Origin of the sequence: Streptomyces phaeolivaceus (assembly GCF_009184865.1) — a bacterium.
GTDB lineage: Bacteria > Actinomycetota > Actinomycetes > Streptomycetales > Streptomycetaceae > Streptomyces > Streptomyces phaeolivaceus.
Genome location: NZ_CP045096.1, coordinates 9219409 through 9238566, shown reverse-complemented (window position 1 = coordinate 9238566; position 19158 = coordinate 9219409). Strand labels below are relative to the sequence as shown.

18 protein-coding genes are annotated in these 19158 nt (G+C 68.5%); 7 read left to right on the top strand and 11 right to left on the bottom strand.

Annotation, left to right across the window (positions count from 1 at the left end; translation table 11 throughout):
- Positions 1–8: 8 nt before the first annotated feature.
- Both F9278_RS42085 and F9278_RS42080 read right to left on the bottom strand, forming a co-directional pair.
- Positions 9–1223, bottom strand: coding sequence for a cytochrome P450 (locus tag F9278_RS42085; protein ID WP_152173020.1), 1215 nt, complete (start codon positions 1221–1223; stop codon positions 9–11).
- A 29-nt stretch (positions 1224–1252) separates the two neighbouring features.
- Positions 1253–2233 (bottom strand): PDR/VanB family oxidoreductase, encoded by a 981-nt coding sequence (locus F9278_RS42080; protein ID WP_226967172.1) that lies wholly within the window; start codon positions 2231–2233, stop codon positions 1253–1255.
- Positions 2234–2382: 149 nt separating this feature from the next.
- On the opposite strand from F9278_RS42080, the gene F9278_RS42075 reads away from it, so the two are divergent.
- The 4 genes from F9278_RS42075 (at position 2383) to F9278_RS42060 (ending at position 5591) form a co-directional block, all read left to right on the top strand.
- Positions 2383–3183 carry an IclR family transcriptional regulator gene (locus F9278_RS42075; RefSeq protein ID WP_226967171.1) on the top strand — a complete coding sequence of 267 codons (801 nt, stop codon included), beginning with the start codon at positions 2383–2385 and terminating at the stop codon, positions 3181–3183.
- A 143-nt stretch (positions 3184–3326) separates the two neighbouring features.
- Entirely contained in the window at positions 3327–4226 is a 900-nt protein-coding gene (locus F9278_RS42070; protein WP_152173019.1) for a sugar phosphate isomerase/epimerase family protein, read from the top strand.
- 5 nt (positions 4227–4231) lie between these two features.
- Positions 4232–4945 carry a VOC family protein gene (locus F9278_RS47830; RefSeq protein WP_152173018.1) on the top strand — a complete coding sequence of 238 codons (714 nt, stop codon included), beginning with the start codon at positions 4232–4234 and terminating at the stop codon, positions 4943–4945.
- Entirely contained in the window at positions 4833–5591 is a 759-nt protein-coding gene (locus tag F9278_RS42060; protein WP_226967382.1) for a nuclear transport factor 2 family protein, read from the top strand. The genes F9278_RS47830 and F9278_RS42060 overlap by 113 nt, the downstream gene beginning before the upstream one ends.
- Before the next feature lie 76 nt (positions 5592–5667).
- On the opposite strand, the gene F9278_RS42055 is transcribed toward F9278_RS42060, so the two are convergent.
- From F9278_RS42055 to F9278_RS42015, 9 genes are all read right to left on the bottom strand, one after another.
- On the bottom strand, positions 5668–7278 hold the full coding sequence (locus F9278_RS42055; protein ID WP_152173016.1) for an FAD-binding oxidoreductase: 1611 nt from the start codon (positions 7276–7278) through the stop codon (positions 5668–5670).
- 34 nt (positions 7279–7312) lie between these two features.
- A complete protein-coding gene (locus tag F9278_RS42050) occupies positions 7313–8122 on the bottom strand; it encodes an SDR family NAD(P)-dependent oxidoreductase (protein ID WP_152173015.1) in 810 nt (269 codons plus the stop codon).
- A 114-nt stretch (positions 8123–8236) separates the two neighbouring features.
- Positions 8237–9403: an NAD(P)/FAD-dependent oxidoreductase gene (locus F9278_RS42045; RefSeq protein WP_152173014.1), complete on the bottom strand. Its 1167-nt coding sequence runs from the start codon at positions 9401–9403 to the stop codon at positions 8237–8239.
- 67 nt (positions 9404–9470) lie between these two features.
- Positions 9471–9662, bottom strand: coding sequence for a ferredoxin (locus tag F9278_RS42040; RefSeq protein ID WP_152173013.1), 192 nt, complete (start codon positions 9660–9662; stop codon positions 9471–9473).
- A gap of 24 nt (positions 9663–9686) precedes the next feature.
- Complete coding sequence (locus F9278_RS42035) at positions 9687–10898, bottom strand: cytochrome P450 (RefSeq protein WP_152173012.1); 1212 nt, start codon at positions 10896–10898, stop codon at positions 9687–9689.
- 371 nt (positions 10899–11269) lie between these two features.
- On the bottom strand, positions 11270–11917 hold the full coding sequence (locus tag F9278_RS42030) for a TetR/AcrR family transcriptional regulator (RefSeq protein WP_152173011.1): 648 nt from the start codon (positions 11915–11917) through the stop codon (positions 11270–11272).
- Positions 11918–11942: 25 nt separating this feature from the next.
- Positions 11943–12689, bottom strand: coding sequence for an EthD domain-containing protein (locus F9278_RS42025; RefSeq protein ID WP_152173010.1), 747 nt, complete (start codon positions 12687–12689; stop codon positions 11943–11945).
- An 84-nt stretch (positions 12690–12773) separates the two neighbouring features.
- Positions 12774–13544: an SDR family NAD(P)-dependent oxidoreductase gene (locus tag F9278_RS42020; RefSeq protein WP_152173009.1), complete on the bottom strand. Its 771-nt coding sequence runs from the start codon at positions 13542–13544 to the stop codon at positions 12774–12776.
- A 112-nt stretch (positions 13545–13656) separates the two neighbouring features.
- Positions 13657–15219 carry an FAD-binding oxidoreductase gene (locus tag F9278_RS42015; protein WP_193241882.1) on the bottom strand — a complete coding sequence of 521 codons (1563 nt, stop codon included), beginning with the start codon at positions 15217–15219 and terminating at the stop codon, positions 13657–13659.
- 763 nt (positions 15220–15982) lie between these two features.
- On the opposite strand from F9278_RS42015, the gene F9278_RS42010 reads away from it, so the two are divergent.
- The 3 genes from F9278_RS42010 to F9278_RS42000 all read left to right on the top strand — a co-directional run bounded on the left by F9278_RS42010 (position 15983) and on the right by F9278_RS42000 (position 19115).
- Positions 15983–16927 (top strand): NAD(P)H-binding protein, encoded by a 945-nt coding sequence (locus F9278_RS42010; RefSeq protein WP_193241881.1) that lies wholly within the window; start codon positions 15983–15985, stop codon positions 16925–16927.
- A gap of 193 nt (positions 16928–17120) precedes the next feature.
- Positions 17121–18344, top strand: coding sequence for an FAD-dependent monooxygenase (locus tag F9278_RS42005; protein WP_226967170.1), 1224 nt, complete (start codon positions 17121–17123; stop codon positions 18342–18344).
- A 51-nt stretch (positions 18345–18395) separates the two neighbouring features.
- Positions 18396–19115 (top strand): TetR/AcrR family transcriptional regulator, encoded by a 720-nt coding sequence (locus tag F9278_RS42000; RefSeq protein ID WP_152173006.1) that lies wholly within the window; start codon positions 18396–18398, stop codon positions 19113–19115.
- Positions 19116–19158: the final 43 nt, after the last annotated feature.

Here is a 19158-nt window from a genome sequence, read left to right as displayed (position 1 = left end):
TTCCGTTCTCAGACGGGGGTGATGGTGACCGGGAGGGTGTCGAAGCCGCGGAGGAAGTTGTTGACCATGGGGCGGGGGGTGTCGGCGAACTCGACCGACTTCACTCGCCGGGCGAAGGTGGACAGCAGCGCGTCCGCCTCCAGGCGGGCGATCGGCGCGCCGACACACTGGTGGATGCCCCGGCCCAGCGCCATGTGCCCGCCGGCGTCCCGCGTGATGTCGAAGCGGTCGGCGGTCTCTCCCCAGCGGTCCGGATCCCGGTTCGCGGCTCCCGGGAGAAGCATGATCTTCTGCCCCTCCGTGACGGGGATGCCCTCGATGTCCGTGTCCTCGGCGGGAGTGCGGATGATCTGGCGGACGGTCGAGGTGTGGCGCAGTGTCTCGTCGAAGGCGAACTTCCCGCGCGCCGGCTGCTCGCGCAGCAGTGCCCACTGATCCGGGTTCGTGATCAGGAGGTACAGGGTGTTCGCCAGGCTGTGGATGGTGGTGTCGATCCCGGCGCCGACCAGCGACCGCACCAGGTTCGGGGCCTGCGCGTCGGTGAGTTCACCCCGGTCGACGGCGTCCCAGATCAGCGCGCCGAAGCTGCCGGGCTGGACGTTCTCCCGCCGACAGCTGTCGCGCACCCAGCTGATCGTCGGCTCCAGGTCGCCCATCTCGGCGAGCGCCCGCTTCGCGCGGGGTGTCCTCGGCCCCATGGACTCGAAGAGGAACTTGCTGTAGCGCAGCAGGTGTTCGCGCCCCTCCTGCCGCACGCCCATGACCGCGTCGGGAATCACCCTGAGCGGATAGGCCTCCGCGAAGTGGATCTGCGCGTCGAAGGTGCGCATGTCCAGGAGCCGGTCGACGATCTCGTCGGCCGCCGTCTGGAAGTCGTCGCGCATCCTGCGCAGATTGCGCGGGGCGATGACCGAGGTCATCACGGACTTGATCGCCGTATGGGCCGGCGGGTCGTTCTCCGCCAGCAGTCCGGGCTCACGGAAGCTCTCGTCGTACTTCAGATCGAGGACCCCGCCGCCCCGGCTGTTGAGGAACATCGCCGGGTTCTCGATGATCGCCTTCACGGTCGCGTAGCGGCCGACCGCGACCAGGCGGAATCCCTCGCTCTGTCGCACACGCACGACCGGACCCGCGTCGAGGACCGCCCGGTGGAAGTCGCCGGGATCCCGCAGCACCTCGTCCGAGAAGGGGTCGAGATCGAGTTCAGGCATGGTGGTCGTCATCTCTGGACGCCCTTTCACGTCGGGGAGGGTCAGAGGTCCAGGACCAGTCGTGGGCAGGCGGCGCGGGACACGCAGACCATCATGACCTCGTTCTCTTCCTGTTCCTCTTTGCTCAGCACCGCGTCCCGGTGGTCGACCTGTCCCGAAACCACAGCGGTTTCGCAGGTGCCGCAGGTGCCCTCCTGACACGAGGACAGCATCTGAATCCCGGACTCGCGCACCACGTCGAGGATCGAGCGGTCCGCCGGCACCGTCAGCACCTTGCCGGAGGAGGCGAGTTCCACCTCGAACTCGGTGTCGGCGGTCGTGTCCCGCGTGACGGCGGAGAACCGTTCGAAGTGGATGCTGCCCTTCGGCCAGTGGGCTCCCATCCGCTCGATCGCCTCCAGCATGCTGTTCGGCCCACAGGCGTACAGCAGCTCACCGGGGCGCGGATCGCTCAGCAGCGCGGCCACGTCCGGCACTCCCTGTTCGGAGTCGACGTGCAGCCGCACCCGGCCGCCATGGCCGACGGTCAGTTCCTCCGCGCACGCCATGCCCTGCCGGGAGCGCCCGCAGTAGGTCAGCGACCACTCGGCACCGGCCGCCTCCGCCTCGCGCAGCATCGGCAGGATCGGGGTGATGCCGATGCCTCCGGCGAGGAAGCGGTAGCGCGGTGCCGGATCCAGGGCGAAGTGGTTGCGCGGACCTCGCACCTTCAGCTTCTGTCCGGTCCACACCGCGTCGTGGACGTACTGGGATCCGCCGCGGCCCTGCGGCTCCCGCAGCACCATGATCGACCACTCCTCGTCCGAGGGGTCGCCGCACAGGCTGTACTGCCGCTCGGTCCCGTTCGGCAGCAGCACGTCGATGTGTGCCCCGGGGGTCCAGGAAGGCAGCGGGCGCGCGTCGACGCCGATGAGCCACAACCGCACGATGTCCGCCGTGACCCGTCGTCGGCGTGCGACCACGACGGGAATCTCCACCTCCATGGTTCGCGCTGATGCGAGCAAAGTGTCTGCCACCGTCATGACAACTCCATTGACGTCCTCGGGTGCTATCCACAGTTAGCCAGGTGGTCGCCGATCCTTCATGTGTTTCCGCCGGAATTCCGTGAGGAGGAATCCTCGGTGGAGCCCCGAGAGTTCCCCCCTGCGGAATCAGGTGTCACCATGTGACGATGAGTGTCGAATCCCATGGCGGGTTGACCTCGGTGGACCGGGCTCTGCAGATCCTCGAGTTGCTGCGTCACCACCGCACGGTGCGGGTGATGGAAGTCGCCGAGCATCTCGGGGTGGCTCGCTCGACCGCGCACCGCCTGTTGCAGGCCCTGGTGCACCGGCAGTTCGTCGTCCAGGACGCGAACAAGCTCTACCACCGCGGCCCCGCGTTCCTGACAGCCGGTTTCGGTGATGATCGGATCCCGGTCCTGCGAGGGGTGGCGCGCCTACACCTGGAGCGGCTCTCGGTCGCCCTGCAGGAGACATGCCATCTCGCGGTGATCGAAGGCAACGGGGCGCGTTTCATCGACGGTGTGGAGAGCCCACAGATCCTGCGTGTGGGGCTGCGCATCGGCATGCTGCTGCCCGCGCACACCACCGCGGCGGGCAAGACCCTGCTGGCGGAGCTGTCCGACGCGGAGCTCTTCGCGCTCTACCCGCGCGGACTGCCCGGCAGCCCGGTCGAGGCCAACAGACGGGCTTCGCTGCGCCGGGAACTCGCGACCGTGCGCAAACGCCGGTACGCCACCAACATCGACGAGAGCGCCAAGGGGGTGCGGGCCGCAGCGGTGGTGGTGAAGAACTCCGACGGACTGGCGGTGGCCTCCATCGCGGTGGCCGCTCCCAGCGCGCGGTGCCCGCGGTCGGGACTCGCGCGGCTCGCCGAACACCTCCATGAGGCCGCCCGCGCCATCGAGGGAAACCTCGCCGACACGGACTTCGCGGTCCAGGGGAGAAGGACCCCCAGCGCTGCGGGATGAGGGTCCGGTGTCGTCGGCGCCGCCGGCGGCGAACCCGGCCGCCCGGATTCCTCATGGTGGAATCCCATGCCGCCGGAACCCCATGTGCCGCTGATCGACCTAGGCTGACCAGCGCATTGGCTACGTCAAAGGAGATGTGAGGCATGCGGTCGTACAGAGCTGCCCCGAGGTTCGCCGTCAACGCCTATTCCACCCCGCACAACGGCGTTTTGGACGACATCGAGCAAGTAGCGGCCATCGGGGGCGCCGCCGTGGGCCTGTGGGAGGGCAAGTTCGCCGACGGCCAGGACGAGCAGATCGCGCGTTCTCTGCGGGAACACGGTCTGGAGGCGGCGTTCTGTGTGCCGCGGATGCACTCCGTCCTCGGAATTCCCTTCGACAAGCCGGGCACCCCGAAGGACCCGCGGGAGCGGACCGAGTTGATCTGCGAGAGCATCCACCGGCTCGCGGCCTTCTCCCCCGCCGTGATCGCCATCGCGCCCGGCACCAGCGGAGACCCGGCGCATCCGGCGGGTCCGGTGGAGGCGATCGCCGAGAATCTGCCGGCGATCGCCGACGCCGCCGCCGAGCACGGCCTGCAGATCGGTCTCGAACTGCTGGCCGAGCGCCGGGGGTCGCCGCTGCACACCATTCCCGCGATGGTGGAAGTGATCGACCAGATCGGCCGGGACAACGTCGGGATCATGTTCGACATCTTCCACAGCTGGTGCGAACCCGGGCTCCACGAGCAGATCGCCAAGCACGGCCACCTCATCAACAGCGTCCAGGTGTGCGACATCCGCGTCCAGGAACGCAGCGGCTTCGACCGTGAACTGCCCGGACGGGGGCGCGGCCTCGCCCCGGAGATCATCGCCAGTCTGCTGGCGGCCGGATACGACGGCCTCTGGGAACTGGAGGTGTTCTCCGACGACGGCACCTACGGCAGCGACTTCCCCGACTCCTACTGGAAGCAGCCGCACCAGGAGTTCCTCGCCCAGTCCAAGAAGGCCTTCGAGGAGAGCTACCGAGAAGCGCTGTCCCTTCTGGAGCAGCGGGCCCGGTGACGGGTGTGACGGAGACCTCCTTCGTCGACTCCCTGCTGCACCCGGGGTTCTACAAGCTGGGCTACGTCACCAACGACCGGGACCAGGCGGTCGACGTCCTGTCCGAGCGGCTCGGCATCGAGGAGTTCGTGCCCTTCGAACCGGCCTTCACCGTCACGACGGAGGACGGCCGAACAGGTGAAGCCAGTCTGCGCTGCGCCTTCTCGGCGGGACGGCAGTTGGTCATCGAGGTCCTGCAACCCGTCGACGGGCTGGTCGACATCTTCACCGAGTCGCTGACGGACAGCGGCGGATTCCAGCTCGTCTTCCACCATGTGGCGGTCCTCGTCGAGGACCTCGGCGCCGTCAAGAAGGCCGCTGCGGCGCTGGGCCTCGCCCCGGCGATCGAGGCCCACCTGCCCACCGGCATGTCCTTCACCTATCTGAAGCTGCCCGGGCTCGGCCACTACGTGGAGCACGACCAGTACGACGGCGACAGCGGGGCGTTCCTGGACAGCGTCCGCGGCAAGAGGATCGCGAAGCGGCAGACGGCTCAACGGCGGTGGCACCAGGGCCCACCGCACCCACCACAGACACAGAGGCGGACAAACGATGGACAACAAGGACGTGGCCCTCAAGGTCGCGGAGGAACTGTTCCACGACCTGGACCCCACGGCGGTGGACCGCTGGATGGTCCCGGACTACCGGCAGCACAACCCGACCATCGCCGACGGCCGTGACGGGCTGCGTGCCGCGATCACCACCCTGGCGGCCCTGGCGGGGGGAACCCGCTTCGAACCGCTACGGGTGATCGGCGACGGCGACCAGGTCGCCGTGGTCGGCGTCTACCACCATCTCAACAGCCCCGAGCCGCTGTTCGCGTTCGACCTGTACCGGTTCGACCAGGGCAGGCCGGCCGAGCACTGGGACGCGCTGGCCCCGCTGGGGACGCGGTCGGCGAGCGCGCTGTCCGGAGGCGGCCTCGCGGGGCCGGCCGACGGCACGGCCGACACCGAGGCCAACCGGGCGCTGGTCGTCGAGTTCGCCCAGCGGGTCCTGTCCGAGGCCGACTACTCGCTGCTGTCCCACTACGTCTCCGGCGAGACCGCCAGGTCGTCACTCGCCCCCGGCACACGGGCCGTCAGCACCCCTGTCTGGTGGCCGCCTCACCAGCAGGCGGCGGGACCCGGTCACGACCCCGTCTACAAGGTCGTCCACAAGGTCGTCGCCGAGGGCGACCTCGTCCTGGCGCAGTCCGAGGGCGAGCTCGGTGTCCCGGTCGCCATCTGGGACCTGTTCCGCGTCGCCGACGGCGCGATCGTCGAGCACTGGGACATCATCAACCCGGTTCCCACCGACGCGGCGCACACCAACGGGCTGTTCTGAACAGCAACAGCGACAGCAACAGACAAGGCTGGGGCGTCGGGTGTGTACCCGACGCCCCAGCCTTTGAGCGCCCTGCCTACTTCGCCTGCTTCTCTGCCGTACGCAGCCGTGCGGGCCAGATGCCCTGCTTGCCCGGCGCGAGGATGCCGGCCGGATCGAGCGCGTCCTTGATCTTCTCCACCATGGCCATGTGGGAGTGGTCGTTGTGGTCGAACTGTTCCGCGACGAGGTCCATGAAGGCGGGGTGCGCACGGTATTCGCCGTATCCCATCTCGGCCGCCTCGACCACCAGGTCACGGTAGAGCTCGTAGACCTCCTTCACCTGCGGCTCGTTGCCGACGTTGTAGAGCATCAGCGCGACATGGATGGCGAACCGCTGGTAGAGCATGATGCCGACGGTGTAGTCGATCCCGTGCTCCGCTTCGCGGGTGCTCACCAACTCGACGATGTTGCGCACGTCCTCCCCCTTGAGGGGGACCGTCGAGGCGAAGGAGATGTGGCCGCCGTTGGTGCCGTGCCAGTTGAGGACCTGGAGCATCGACAGGTCGGGCACGCCCGCCATCACCCGCGACTTCTGGTCGGCGAGGGCCGGGCTGTCGAGCTTCGCCTCCGCCGGGTCGATGGTGTTCCCGGTGACCTCGGCGTCGGGGATGGAGGCGAACGCCGCGCTGATCCGCTCGAAGTCACGCTCGACGGTCTGACGGTCTCCGTACAGGGCGAAACGGATGTTCCACGCCCCGATCCGCGCGGCCTCCCACATCATGCCCTCGGCGAGCTCACGGGGAACCGAACTCTTCTTGTCCCAGACCGCGCTGCGCGGAAGGCCGTTCGGCAGCGCGGTGAGCGCGGGGAACAGAATCGGGCAGTTGCCGACCGTGCCGTCGACCAGGAACGGGCGGAACGCCTCGACCAGGGCCTCCAGGTCGCTGTCCCGGCGCACCTTGATCTGGCAGTCCTTGTAGGCGTCGGGCTGGGGCATCACCCAGACACCCATCTTGGTGACGATGCCCATGTTGGACTGCATGAACAGGCTGTCCGTGCGCGGGCCGAAGCCGCGCTTGGACAGATGCCATGTCTTGCTCCCCGACATCGCCCCCGTGCCGGTCCGCACCACCGAACCGTCGGCGAGGACGACCTCCATGCCGCACTCGGCCGCCGCGTGGTCGTAGTAGAGGGTGAAGCCGTTCCCGTGCTCCAGGGTGTTGCCGACGACGCTGCCCCAGCTCAGGTCGGGTACGTCCACCCAGAGCTTCTTGCCCGAGGCCTGCACGGCGTCGTAGAGCTCGCGGAAGGACACACCGGGTTCCACCACGACGTAGGCGAGTTCCTCGTTGATCTCCAGCACCCGGTTCATCCGGCGCAGATTGACCACGACGGTGTCCGGGTCGAGGGGGGCGGAACCGCCGTAACCGTAGTTCCGTCCCTGTGAGCTGGTCCAGATCGGGACACCGGTCTCGGAGGCGATCCGGACCACGGCCTGGACGTCCTCCACCGAACCGGGTTGGACGACCACCTTCGCGCGGTATCCGAAACTGGCGGGTGCGTAGGGATCGGCGAAGTCCGCCAGCGACTCATCGTCGGTGATCACATGCTCCGGGCCCAGCGCCTCGCGCCAGCGGGCCAGGGCTGTCTCCAGGTCCCCGGACGTGTGCGCGGCCGTGTCAGGCCTGTCGTCGGTGCTGGTCATATCGGTTCTCCCAGGGCTCTGTTCCTTGAGGGGGTCATCGGGTTGCCGCGGCCTCGAAGGCCTTGACGATCTCGTCGAAGCGCCCGGCGATCGGCGCGAGCAACTCGGGGTGCGTGACGATGTAGAGATCGCCGCGTCGGACACCGTCGAGGATGATTCCGGCCGCCACGTCCGCCTCCATCCAGCGGACCTCCGGCAGGTGGTCGTCGTTGCTCCCGTGGGACACCCGCTCCTTCAGTCCGGGCCGCTTGCGGGAGTTGTCACCGATGTTCGACTTCACCTGCGCCGGTGTCACCACGGACAGCCCCACCGAGCTGCCCTCGCCTTCCAGTTCGGCCCGGACGGCCTCGGTCAGCGCGACGATGGCGTACTTGGACGCCGAGTAGGCGCTCATCCCGTGGGTGGCCATGAGGCCGGCCATCGACGAGGTGTTCAGAATGTGGCCCCCGGCGGGATTGGCCTTGAGCGACGGGAGGAAGGCCTTCATTCCGTGCAGGACACCGTGGACGTTGATGTCGAGCACCCAGCGGAAGTCTTCGAGCGTCAGCTCGTCGAACGGCGCGAGTGGTCCGACCCCCGCGTTGTTCGCCACGAAGTCCACCCGCCCGAACCGTTCCACGGTCCAGTCGGCCAGCTCCTGCACGGCCGCGGCGTCACTGACGTCGACCCGGTAGGGCGTCGCGCCGATCTCCTCGGCGGTCTTCGTGGCAAGGTCCTCGTCGTTGTCCGCGATGACGACCGAGGCCCCTTCGGCCACGAGTCGCGCCGCCAGTGCCTTGCCGATGCCGGACGCGCCGCCGGTCACAACGGCTACGCGGTCACGGAAATCGTCGATTCCGGTCATGGTGGCCTCCTCTGCTCTGATCTGTTCACAAGTGATTCGGACGGGTGGAACGACAGCCGAGCGTCCCGTAACTCCGGGATGTGCTCCGGGATGTGCTCCGGGAGCCGGGGCCTTTCAGACGGCTCCCCGGAGCAGGCGTTTGAGCCTGGCCGGCGGTGTGGGGTGGTTGACGGCCATGACCGTGTGCCGTACGTCGGCGTCGGGCCAGGCCAGAACGGCCTGACCAGCCGTCAGATCACCGTCGAGCACCGCCGGTTCCCCGGTGGGCGCCGCGGCGCCCACCATCTTCAGGTCCCACCCGAACTGCTCGGTCCAGCCGTACCGCGAGGGCCGGTGGACCGGCGCGTCATCACCGTGGAGCAGTGCGAGGGCGGCCACCCGCGCCTGTTCCACGGCGTTCGTCCAGGTGGGGATCCGCCTCCAGGCACTGTCGGAGCCCGGGGGGTCCAGGACGGCGACATCACCCGCCGCCACGATCCCCGGTGCCGCGCGGCACCGCTCGTCGACGTGGACTCCACGGTCGACACGCAGCCCGGATCCGGCCAGCCACTCGATGTTCGGCACGTCTCCCGCGGCGGTCACCACCACGTCGGCCTCGAACCGTCGTCCGTCCCCCGTCGACACGGCGCACGGGTACGGGTCGGTGTCCGACCCCGCGAGCAGGGTCACCTTGTCGGCTACGGCGAGCACGACGCCGGCTTGTTCGGCCAGTTCCCGCACCACCGCGCCCATGTACGGGCCGACGAGTGCGTCCAGCGGCGGGGCGATGTCGACGACCGTGACCTGCTTGCCCAGTGCGCAGCACGTCGACGCGATCTCCATGCCGAGGAAGCCACCCCCGACGACGAGGACGGACGAGGCGTGGGCCAGCCGGTCGCTCAGGGCGAGGCCGTCGGCCCGGGAGCGCAGGACGAGCTCCCGCGCCCGCGGATGTCCGGGCACCCCCAGGCGGCGGGCCCGCGCGCCCGAGGCGATCACCAGACCGTCGAACGGGACGTCACCCTCGGTGGTGCGCACCACCCGGGCCCCCGCGTCGAGACCGGTGGCGCGTACGCCGAGCCGGAGTTCGACGCCGGAGGGCAGTCCTCCGAGGTCGGTGTCCCCGGGCGGCTGCCGGCCCGCGAGGACGCCCTTCGACAGGGGCACCCGGGTGTAGGGCGGATCCCCTTCCTCGCTCAGTACCGTGACACGCCCTTGGAACCCTTCGGCGCGCAGCGTGTCGACCGCCGTGACCGCGGCGATCGAGCCGCCGACGACCACCACGTTCCGGGGGGCGCTCACCACGTACGTCCTCTCGTGCGTCCTCTTGTGCGTCCGCTTGTGCGTCCTCTCGTGGCGTGGGCCCCACTCATGCGATGACTCGCAGCGCCGCGACCGGACAGGCACGGGCTCCCGCCTCGGCCTTGGCGCCGAGATTCTCGGGCAGTACCTCGTGCCGGAGCACGACCACCGCGTCGTCGTCGAGGTCGTAGACCTCCGGAGCGACGTCGGCGCACAGCCCGTGTCCTTCACAACGGGCCTCGTCAGTCTGGATCCGCATGGGAGCCTCCCTGCTCTTCGGTCTTCAGGCCTTGTGCAGGCGAACGGGTACCGATGTGTAGGAGCGGATGATGGGATGCACGATCGGCCGTGCCTCGCCCACGGGCTCGATACGGGCCACGGACCGGGCGAGCCGGGTGAGCACCGAGGTGATCTCCAGCCGGGCCAGTCCCTGCCCGGCGCACCCGTGGGCGCCGTAGCCGAGCGCCACGTGGTCGGCGTTCTGGCGCGTGATGTCGAACTCGTCGGGGCGGTCCCACTTGCGCTCGTCCCGGTTGGCCGAGGCGAAGAAGACGGCGATCCGCGCGCCCTCCGGCAGCGGGTGTCCGCCGATCTCGGTGTCCCGGGCGACGATCCGGGTGAAGGCCCGCAGCGGGCTCTCCAGGCGGATCGCCTCGTTGAACGCCGAGGCCGCGAGGTCCGGGTTCTCGCGCAGCAGGTCCCACTGGTCGGGGTGCTGGGAGAAGAGCGCGATCGCCGACCCGAGAGCACTGATCGTCGTCTCCAGCGAGGGAGCGAAGTAGTCGACCATGAGCATCGGGCACTTGCTCATGGGGACCTCGCCCCGGTCGGCCGCCGCGAGCAGCTCATGGCCGAGCGACCCGGGCGCCATGCGCCGCTGTTCCACCGCACCACCGATGTACGCGGACAGTTCGAGGGCCTTGGGGAACGACACCGCATGACGTTCCGAGGGCGGACCGAACGCGTCCAGGGCGGCGACCGCCCAGCCGATCAGCTGGTCACGCGAGTCGTCCGGGAATCCGATGAAGTCCGGGACCACCGACATGGGCATGGCCTGGGCGATGTCGGTGACGCCGTCGAGGACCTCGTCCCGCTCCAGCAGCGCGTTCACCAGCGCTTCGGCCTTGGCGTCGATCGACGATCGCTCCTCGCGCAGGGCGCGCGGGGTGAGTCGGTGGGCGACGACCTGGCGGAGGTGTTCGTGCTCCGCTCCGTCACTGGTCAGGGTCGCGCCCCGCATCAGGTCGTTGATCGCGCCGTTGAAGGCAACGCCCTGGCCGGACAGGAAGGTCTCGTCGTCGGCGAGCACACCGCGTACCTCGTCGTAGCGACCCACCGCGTAGACCTGCTGCCTCGACAGGTACGCCACGGGGCCGACGTCACGCAGTCGCCGGTAGAGCTGGTAGGGAGCCACGACTGCTTCGTCGGAGAACAGGTCGGCATCGAACGCCGGTACGCCGTCGTGGACAGGGGGAGTTGGTGCGGTGGTGGACATGTGGCTCCTGACATCGGCGGCAGGGCCGGGCAGTCGGCCCGGTGGGGATGAGGTGTGCTTCTGAGATGCGTCACGGCTCGTGGCGGCGGACTCACACGCGGGGAAGCGGGTCACCGACCAGAACAGCGACCGGTCACACCGATGAGTGGTGGCCTGGATGACTTCACGCCGACCAAGCCCCCATATGTGAATGTAGGCTTACATTCACTGTTCTGCAAGTGGCCGGACCTGTCCGAACGCGCAGGTGTACCGGACCTGTCCGAACGCGCAGGTGTAGAGGACACGAGGTGGGAACGCCGCGCCCGCGGTCGGGGGCGCGGCGTCCCTCACGCGGCCTGGAGCGAGCCCGAAGAGGCGACCGGCAAGGCCGGTCAGTGCGGTTCCGGCCCGCCCAGGAGATACGCGACGACCGTTTCCTGCAGCCGGCTCTTCAGCGCGCTCCATGGCAGCGGCCGGTCCGACTCCAGGAACTCGCCCTGGGTGATCCGGTGCGCGACGCCGGCGTACATCAGGCGATAGGCGAAATCGAGCGCGACGGCGCGATCCGGGTGCGCGACGGGGACCCGCTCCAGAGCCGCGGAGAAGAGAAGGTTCCCCTCGACACTGACCCGGGTGCCCAGTTCCCGCACCGCCGCGTGACGGATGCCGAGCAGCAGGAACACCCGCACCAGCCCCTCGCGCGCCTGGAAGGCATCCGCGAACCCTCCCACCGCCTCGGCGATCGCGGCGGCCGGGTCCGGCACATCACGCAGCCGCTCCACGGACACGCGCTGCGTGACCTCCGCCCTGAGCATGTCGGTGAAGGCGAGGTGGATGGCGTACAGGAGTCCTTCCTTGTCGCCGAACCGCCGGTAGACGCTGCCCACCGACATGCCGGCCCGCTCGGCGACAGCGGCCACGGTGAGCGCTTCGACCCCGCCCTCCTCGAGCAGTGAGAACCCGGCTCGCAGGAACTCCTGCTCGGAACGGCGGCTCCGCCCCTGAACGGCTGCGGGCCTGCGCACGGAGTTGTCGGTCACCCGTACATGTTATCGGCGAGATTCCTCACGCTTGATCTTCGTCGCCGAAGATGACGACCTCCCGGCTGAGCAGGAAGAAGGAGAGGGACGGCTGGTGGAACGGTCCGTCCTTCTCCGCGTGCTCGATCAGCGCCTTCTGGTAGGCCCGGAACGCGGGGACGGCGTCCGTCCCGTCGAACCACAGGGCGGAATAGGCCTCGTAGGCAGGCTGCTCCGAGGCGCTGCCGAAGTAGGCGGCCATGCCGTCACCGGAGAGAGCCGTGTTCCACTGGTACCCGCGCAGGTCCCGGGCCGGGCCGGAGGCGTCGGAGATCACGGCGTCGTGTGCCCGCCGCCAGCGGTCCTGGAACTCGTCGGCGCTCACCCCGTCGGCGGCTTTGAGGAAGTAGAGCACCTTGACCTCGCCGGGACCGGGGTTCGGCACCTCGGTGACGTGCTCCTCGACGAGCAGGCTGTGCGCCGCGGGCAGGTCACTGAAGTTCGCCCCGTCGGGACCCACGACGTCCCGGGTGTACGGGTCCGCGAAGACCTGTCCCATCGACGGGAGGTCGTCGAAGTAGAGCTCCGTGACCGAGTCGCGGGGCCACGTCAACTGGTAGCCGATGTCCCCGGTGGCGCCGTAGGCGCTGTCGAAGACGTGGTTCTGGAGGTACTTGCGCGTCGTCAGCCTCTTGGCGCGGGCGAGGTCACCGTGTACGTCCCGGATGTAGTCGGCGTACTCGGCGTGGGTCATGTTGGGGCGGCGGCGAAGCACCGCGACCAGCTTGATCATCTCTGTCTCCTTCGACGGTTCTTCTCAGTGGATCAGGACGTGCCACGCGTCTCGTGAAGCGCGCGTGGCGATGGCTCGGTAGGTTCAGGGCGCCGCGATGACGCCGCCGTCGACGACGATGTCGGAGCCGTTGACATATCCGGCGGCGTCGGAGGCGAGAAAGGCCGCCACGGAAGCGACGTCCTCCGGTCGTCCGAACCGTCCCGCGGGGTTGGCACCGGCCATCGCGGCCCGCCCCTCGGGCCCCAACGCGGCGATCACGGGTTCGGTGGCGGGGGTGACGATCAGGCCCGGGCTGATGGAGACGGCGCGTATGCCGTGGGGTGCGCCGGAGGCCACGAGCTGCTTGGTGAAGGCGAGGACCCCGCCCTTGGCGGCGCCGTGGGCGTGCTGGTGCACGAACCTGGCGCCGATGTGGCCGGCGACGCTGGCCGTGTTGATGACGACGCCGCCGCCCCGGGCGACCAGATGGGGCCAGGCCGCCTTGGTGGAGAGGTAGACGATGTCCAGCTCGTAGGTCAGGGAGAACTTCCAGGCCTCGTAGGTGACTTCGTCCCACGGGCCGACGCGGGCGACGGAGGCGTTGTTGAAGAGGATGTCTATGCCGCCGAAAGCCTGCACGGCGTCCTCGGCCCAGCGTGCGGCGCCCTCCTCCGTCGTCAGGTCGACGGGATGGACCGAGCGCATCCGCCCGCCCTCGGCCTCCACGAGGGCGACGGTCTCCTCGGCTCCCTCGGCGTTCATGTCGCAGCCGACCACCGCGGCGCCCTGGCGGGCGAACTCCAGGGCAGCCGCTCTCCCCATACCGCCGCCGGTGCCGCTGATCAGGGCTATCTTGCCGGACAGATCTGACATTGCTTCCTCCTGGAATCCGAATGGAACGGCGTTCGGTCGACCGGTGCGAGGACGAGGGCACGCCCGAGGGCAGCCCCGCGGCCGGCCCTCGTCCCGTCGGTCGGCGATGCCGTCAGCGCGGCTTGCGGAGTGACCGCGGCCAGATGCCCTGCTTGCCGGGCGACAGGATGCCCGCGGGGTCGACGGCGTCCTTGATCCTCTCGACGAAGCGCAGATAGGCGTGGTTGTTGAAGGAGAACTGCTCGGCCGAGAGATCCATGAAGTTCAGGTGCGCGCGATACTCGCTGTACCCGATCTCCCCGGCGTCCCGGACCAGCTGACGGGCGATCTCGTAGGCGGCCCTGGTCGCTTCCTCGTCGTCGTAATCGAAGGAGAGCCCGGCGACACTCACCGCGCTGCGCGCGTTGATCACGATGATGTCCGCGGCGTAGTCGAGTCCGACGGCCTCGACCCGCTCGCGCAGGAAGCGGTGCAGTTCGTAGACCTTCTCGCCGGTGAGCGGGACAACGGGCGAGAAGCCCATGTGCCCGCCGTGTTCACCGCCGTACCAGCCGCCCATCTGGGCCCAGGCGAGGTTGGGGACGCCCGCGAGCACCTGGTCGGAGGGGTTCGGCAGATTCGGCCCGTCCTCGGGAGAGCTCTTCGAGCCTCGCACCCGGGCACCTGGGATCCGGGCGAACGCCGCCCGCGCCTTGGCGAAGTTGTGGTCCACCACGGGCTCGTCGCCGTAGAGGGCGAACCGGAGCATCCAGCGCCCCATGTCGAGCCTCTTGGCGATCTCGTCGATGGCGGCGTCGGGAATCGGCGTGCCGGGATCGCCGTCGTACCACTGGCTGCGCGGGCCGAGCGTCGAGGCGGTGACCACGGTGTTGAAAATGCACGGGACACCGTCGATGGTGCCGTCCAGCCGCAGCCGGCGCAGGGTGTCGACCAGTTGCACCAGGTCGGACTCGGCGAACACGTCGACCGTCACATGCATGATCTTCTCGACCGTCGGCGTGAGCCAGACACCCATCTTGGTGACGATCCCGAAGTTGGACTGCATGAACAGCTGGTCCAGCGAAGGGCCGTAGCTGCGCCGGTACAGGTTCCAGCTCGCGTTGCCCGGCTGCGCGCCCATCCCGGTGCGCAGCAGATCACCGTCGGCCAGCACCACCTCCATGCCGCAGGGCGCCATGAAGTCCTTGCCGTTGGGCAGGTAGGTCGTGCCGTGATCCAGCGAGTTGCCGACCAGGCTGCCCCAGCCCAGGTCGGGCACCGACACCATCAGCCGCAGACCGCGGGCCTGGACCTCGTCGTAGAGCTGCTGGAAACTGACTCCCGGCTCGACGAGCGCGTAGCCGAGTTCCTCGTTGATCTCAAGGATCTTGTTCATGCGCCGCAGGTTGACCGTGACCGAACCGGACAACCGTGGCGCGGCTCCGCCGTAGCCGTTGTTGCGGCCCTGGCTCTGCGTCCACAGAGGCACGTTGTGGCGGGACGCGATCCTCACGAGTTGCTGGATCTGCTCGACCGAATCCGGCTGGATGACCGCCGCGGCGCTCAGACCGTCCCACCGCGCTGGTTGGAACGGGTCCCGGAACTCCTGCTTGGCCTCCTCCGACACCAATACGTTCGCCGGGCCGACCACGTCGGCGAATTCGGACAGTGCGGCGGCGAGGGCGTCGTCAGGCACTACCGCCCGTTCAGTGGGCAGGTTCGACGGCGACATGGGCGGCTCCAATGTTCTGGCAAGTGAGTGTGAGAGCAACACCGGCCCAAGGGCGCGCGGCTACGCCTGGGGCCGGATGCACATGTGAACTCACATTTACATTCCCCTGACGGACAAGTTCACACACGGTCCAGCGGCCGTCAAGGTCCGTGCACGACTCCCGGCCGACTTCGGGCCGGCACCTACCGCGCGCCGGCCGGCGCGCCGCCCGCCCCGCCCCAGTCGGGTGCGCGACGGGCCTCGGCCGACGACAGGCGAATGGCGCAAATGAATGAATTGAACGATACGGTCAGTCTGCCTATTGTAGGGTGAGGAACGAGAACGCGGAGCTGCGGCCTCGCACCGTCGAACAGGCGGCAGTGCCTCGGGAGAGCCGATTCATCGCCCGATCCATCGCCTGCGAGGCCCTCCGGCCTCCGACTCAGCTCCACAGGATCAAGTTCGCGCGGTAGGGCGATGTCGGCCGCGTGGCCCGCGTCACACGCGAGCCACCGGACGGCACCATCCCGCTCGCACGACCGCGGTCGCCGTCGACGCGCCCGCGTCCCGCGCATGTGCTTGGCCCCGGAAACGGCCACAGCAACTGCCGCTCTCCACCATGGCGGTGACCGTTTTCCACGCAGTGTCGGCGGTTCTCGTTCCGCCTGCGCCAGACGCCCGCCTTCCGCGACGCCTCTGGCGACGCCGCATCCGCGCCTCGCCCCACCCAAACCGAACGGGAGTCCGAATGTCCGACAGCATCAACAGCAAACCGATTCCGCGCAGCATCCTCATCTTCGGCGCGGCCGGCCACATCGGCAGGCCGCTGGCCGAATTCCTGCACCGTGAGGCACCGCAGATCCAGCTACGCCTGGTGAGCAGCAACCCGGAGCGCGTCGAGGCTCTCCAGCGTGACTTCCCGAAGGCGGAGGTGGTCCACGCGGACTACTTCGACCTCCCTTCGCTGGAGTCCGCGGTGCGGGGGATCGAGGGAGTCTTCGTCAACACTCCCGGGCGCACGGACGAGCGGCGCGCCATGACGAACGTCGTGACCGCTCTGCAGAAGGCCGGCACCGCCGTTCACGTCCTGCGCACGGTCGGCCTGCAGCCGGAGGCCAACGAACGGCGCCTCCCTCAGTTCGTACGCGAGGCCGACAACGGGCTCGCGCTTCCCGTTCAGCACCCGATCGTCAAGCGGATCTTCGACGAGAGCGATCTGCCGGTGACCTACCTCAACATCGGCGCCACCTTCATGGACAACTTCTTCTGGATGAAGGGGAGCCTGGTCAGCGAGCGCAAGCTCATCTGGCACAACCGCCTCATCCCCTTCATCGATCCGCGGGACATCGCCGAAGTGGCGGGGCGGCTGCTCCTCTCCGACAACCACCGGCACATCGGCCAGTTCCACACGCTCAACAACGGCCATGACCTCATGCGCTTCAGCGATGTCGCGGAGCTCATGACCCAAGTCTTCGGCGAGCGGATCACCCACGACGGAAGCAAGGAGAAGTTCCTCGCCACGTACAACCCCCTCTTCGGCGGGGACGCCAGCGGCCTCTGGGGCTTCTTCGAGTACGAGCGGGAGAACGAAGTGGTCTGGGCCCGCAACGACTTCGTCGAACGCACGCTGGGGCGCAAGCCGCTCACCTTGCGGGAGTGGCTCCAGGAGCACGCGCAGCTGCTGCTGAACTGAGCGGGACCCGCGACAGACAAGGCTCCCCGTGCCGTTGAGGAGGGTGTTTCGACACCTCGGCTCATGCGGCGCGGGGAGCCTTGCCGGTTTCCGCCGTACCGCGAGCACCTCGATCGAGCGGTGAACTCCCGATGTGACCCAGTTCACTTTATGACCGGATGACGAATCTGGTCAGCTTCTATATCATTGAGGCATGGACAACGAGAGCAGCAGTAATCCTCGGGCTCTGGTGGTCGGACTCGGAGTCAGCGGAATCTCAACCGCCGTTCGGCTACGTCAGATCGGCTGGACTCCGGTCATCATCGAGAGGGCTCCGGCACGGAGGACGGGTGGCTATTTCGTCGCCCTGTTCGCCGGCGGCCGCCCCGCTGCGGCACGCCTGGGCATCCTTGACAAGTTGCATGACCGCAACCCCCCGGGCGGCGCCAGGTACGAGGTCGACCGCGCGGGGAACCGGCAACGCGGAGCGGGGTACGGCAGCCTGCCAGGCAGCCCGTGGATGATGGTGCGCAGCGATGTGGAGGAGGCCGCCTTCGCGGCACTTCCCGAGGATGTCGAGATCCGTTACTCGACCGTCCCGAGCCGCATCGAGCAGGACGCCGACGGCGTGGACGTGACGCTGACCAACACCGCGGACGACACCTCGGTCACCGAGCGGTTCGATCTGGTGGTCGGCGCGGACGGGCTTCGCTCCACCGTGCGCTCGCTGGTGTTCGGTCCGCACGAGAAGTACCTGCACCGGCTGAACTACATGGCGGTCGCCTATCAGCTTCCCGGCCCGCTCAGCGACCTCCACCAGGAGGACGGCGCCATCCTGATGGAACCCAACCGGTCGATGTGGATCTTCCCGTTCGATGGCAACACCCAGACCGTGCTGCTCAATTACCACACCGACGACGTCGACGCCGAGTTCACGCAGTCGCCGAGCGAGCGAGCACGCGCGGCGTTCGGCGACGAGCCGACCGGCCGCCTCCTCGGTCAAGTGCTCGACGCGCTGGACACCGCCGAGGACGTGCTGTTCGACTCGGTCGAGCAGACCCGTATGGACCGCTGGCAGCGCGGCCGGGTCGTACTCGTCGGCGACTCGGCCTGGTGCGTCAGCCTCTACGCGGGCATGGGCGTGTCGATGGGAATCGCAGGGGCGGACCTGCTCGGCACGCTGCTGGAACGCCACCCCGAGGCAGTGCCGCGGGCCCTGGCCGAATGGGAACGCACTCTGCGGCCCAATGTCGAAGCCTTCCAGGAGAACGGGATCAAGCAGCGCAGCTACTTCGTCACGGCCAGCAACCTGGAGCTCGCGATCCGCAAGGCCATGACCGCGGGGTTGCGGATTCCGGTGGCCTCCCAACTGCTGAAGCGCCTGACGGGGATGGACAAGGACGGTCAGCTCAAGGACACGGACATCGCCATAGCATAGGCGCGGCTCGCGTTCCAGCGGGCATCGTTCAGCACCGGCAAGGAAGCGACCATGACGACATTTTTGGCTGAACACGACTCCGGTAAGGCAGCCCGGATCCTCACCGCGGCCAGGGAACTCGTCCTCAAACGCGGCGTCAGGGGCCTGACCGTCGCCGAGATCGCGGAAAAGGCTCACGTCGGCAAGGGAACGACGTACCTGTACTGGCCCACCAAGGAAGACCTCCTTTTCGGGCTGTTCACCCGAGACTTCCTGGCGTTCCTCGACGTCCAGATCGAGGCGTTGAGCACCGACCTGGACGCCTGCCGGCCGCATCGGCTCTGCCCGCAGCTCACTCGCAACGCCCTGAACAAACCGTTCGTGCACGCCCTGCAGTCCGGCGATGCCGACCTGTTGGGCGCCCTCGCCCAGCATCCACGCAGCATGGAACTGCTCGACCTGCTGGGCCCGGCCGCTGTGATGTACACGGTTCTGCCGGTGTGGCGGCGGCACCGACTCGCGCGCACCGACTGGCCCCTCGACGAACTGGCATACGCGCTCCACGCGCTGATGACGGGCTTCGTCAGTGGCAGCACCCGCCCAGGGGCACCGAACGTCACCGTCGACGACCCCGACAAGGTCATGGCCGCAGCGGTGACGGCGCTGCTCGGTCCCGAAGAAGCCGGACCGTCCGAGATCCGCGCAACCGCCGAGGAAGGCCTTCAGGCGCTGCGCGAGCGACGCGAAACCGTTCTCTGCCTGATCACTACCACTGACCCGCAAGCCAAGTAGCGCCGGAACCGGAGAACCCCGGTTCCGGTGACCAGTAAATCGG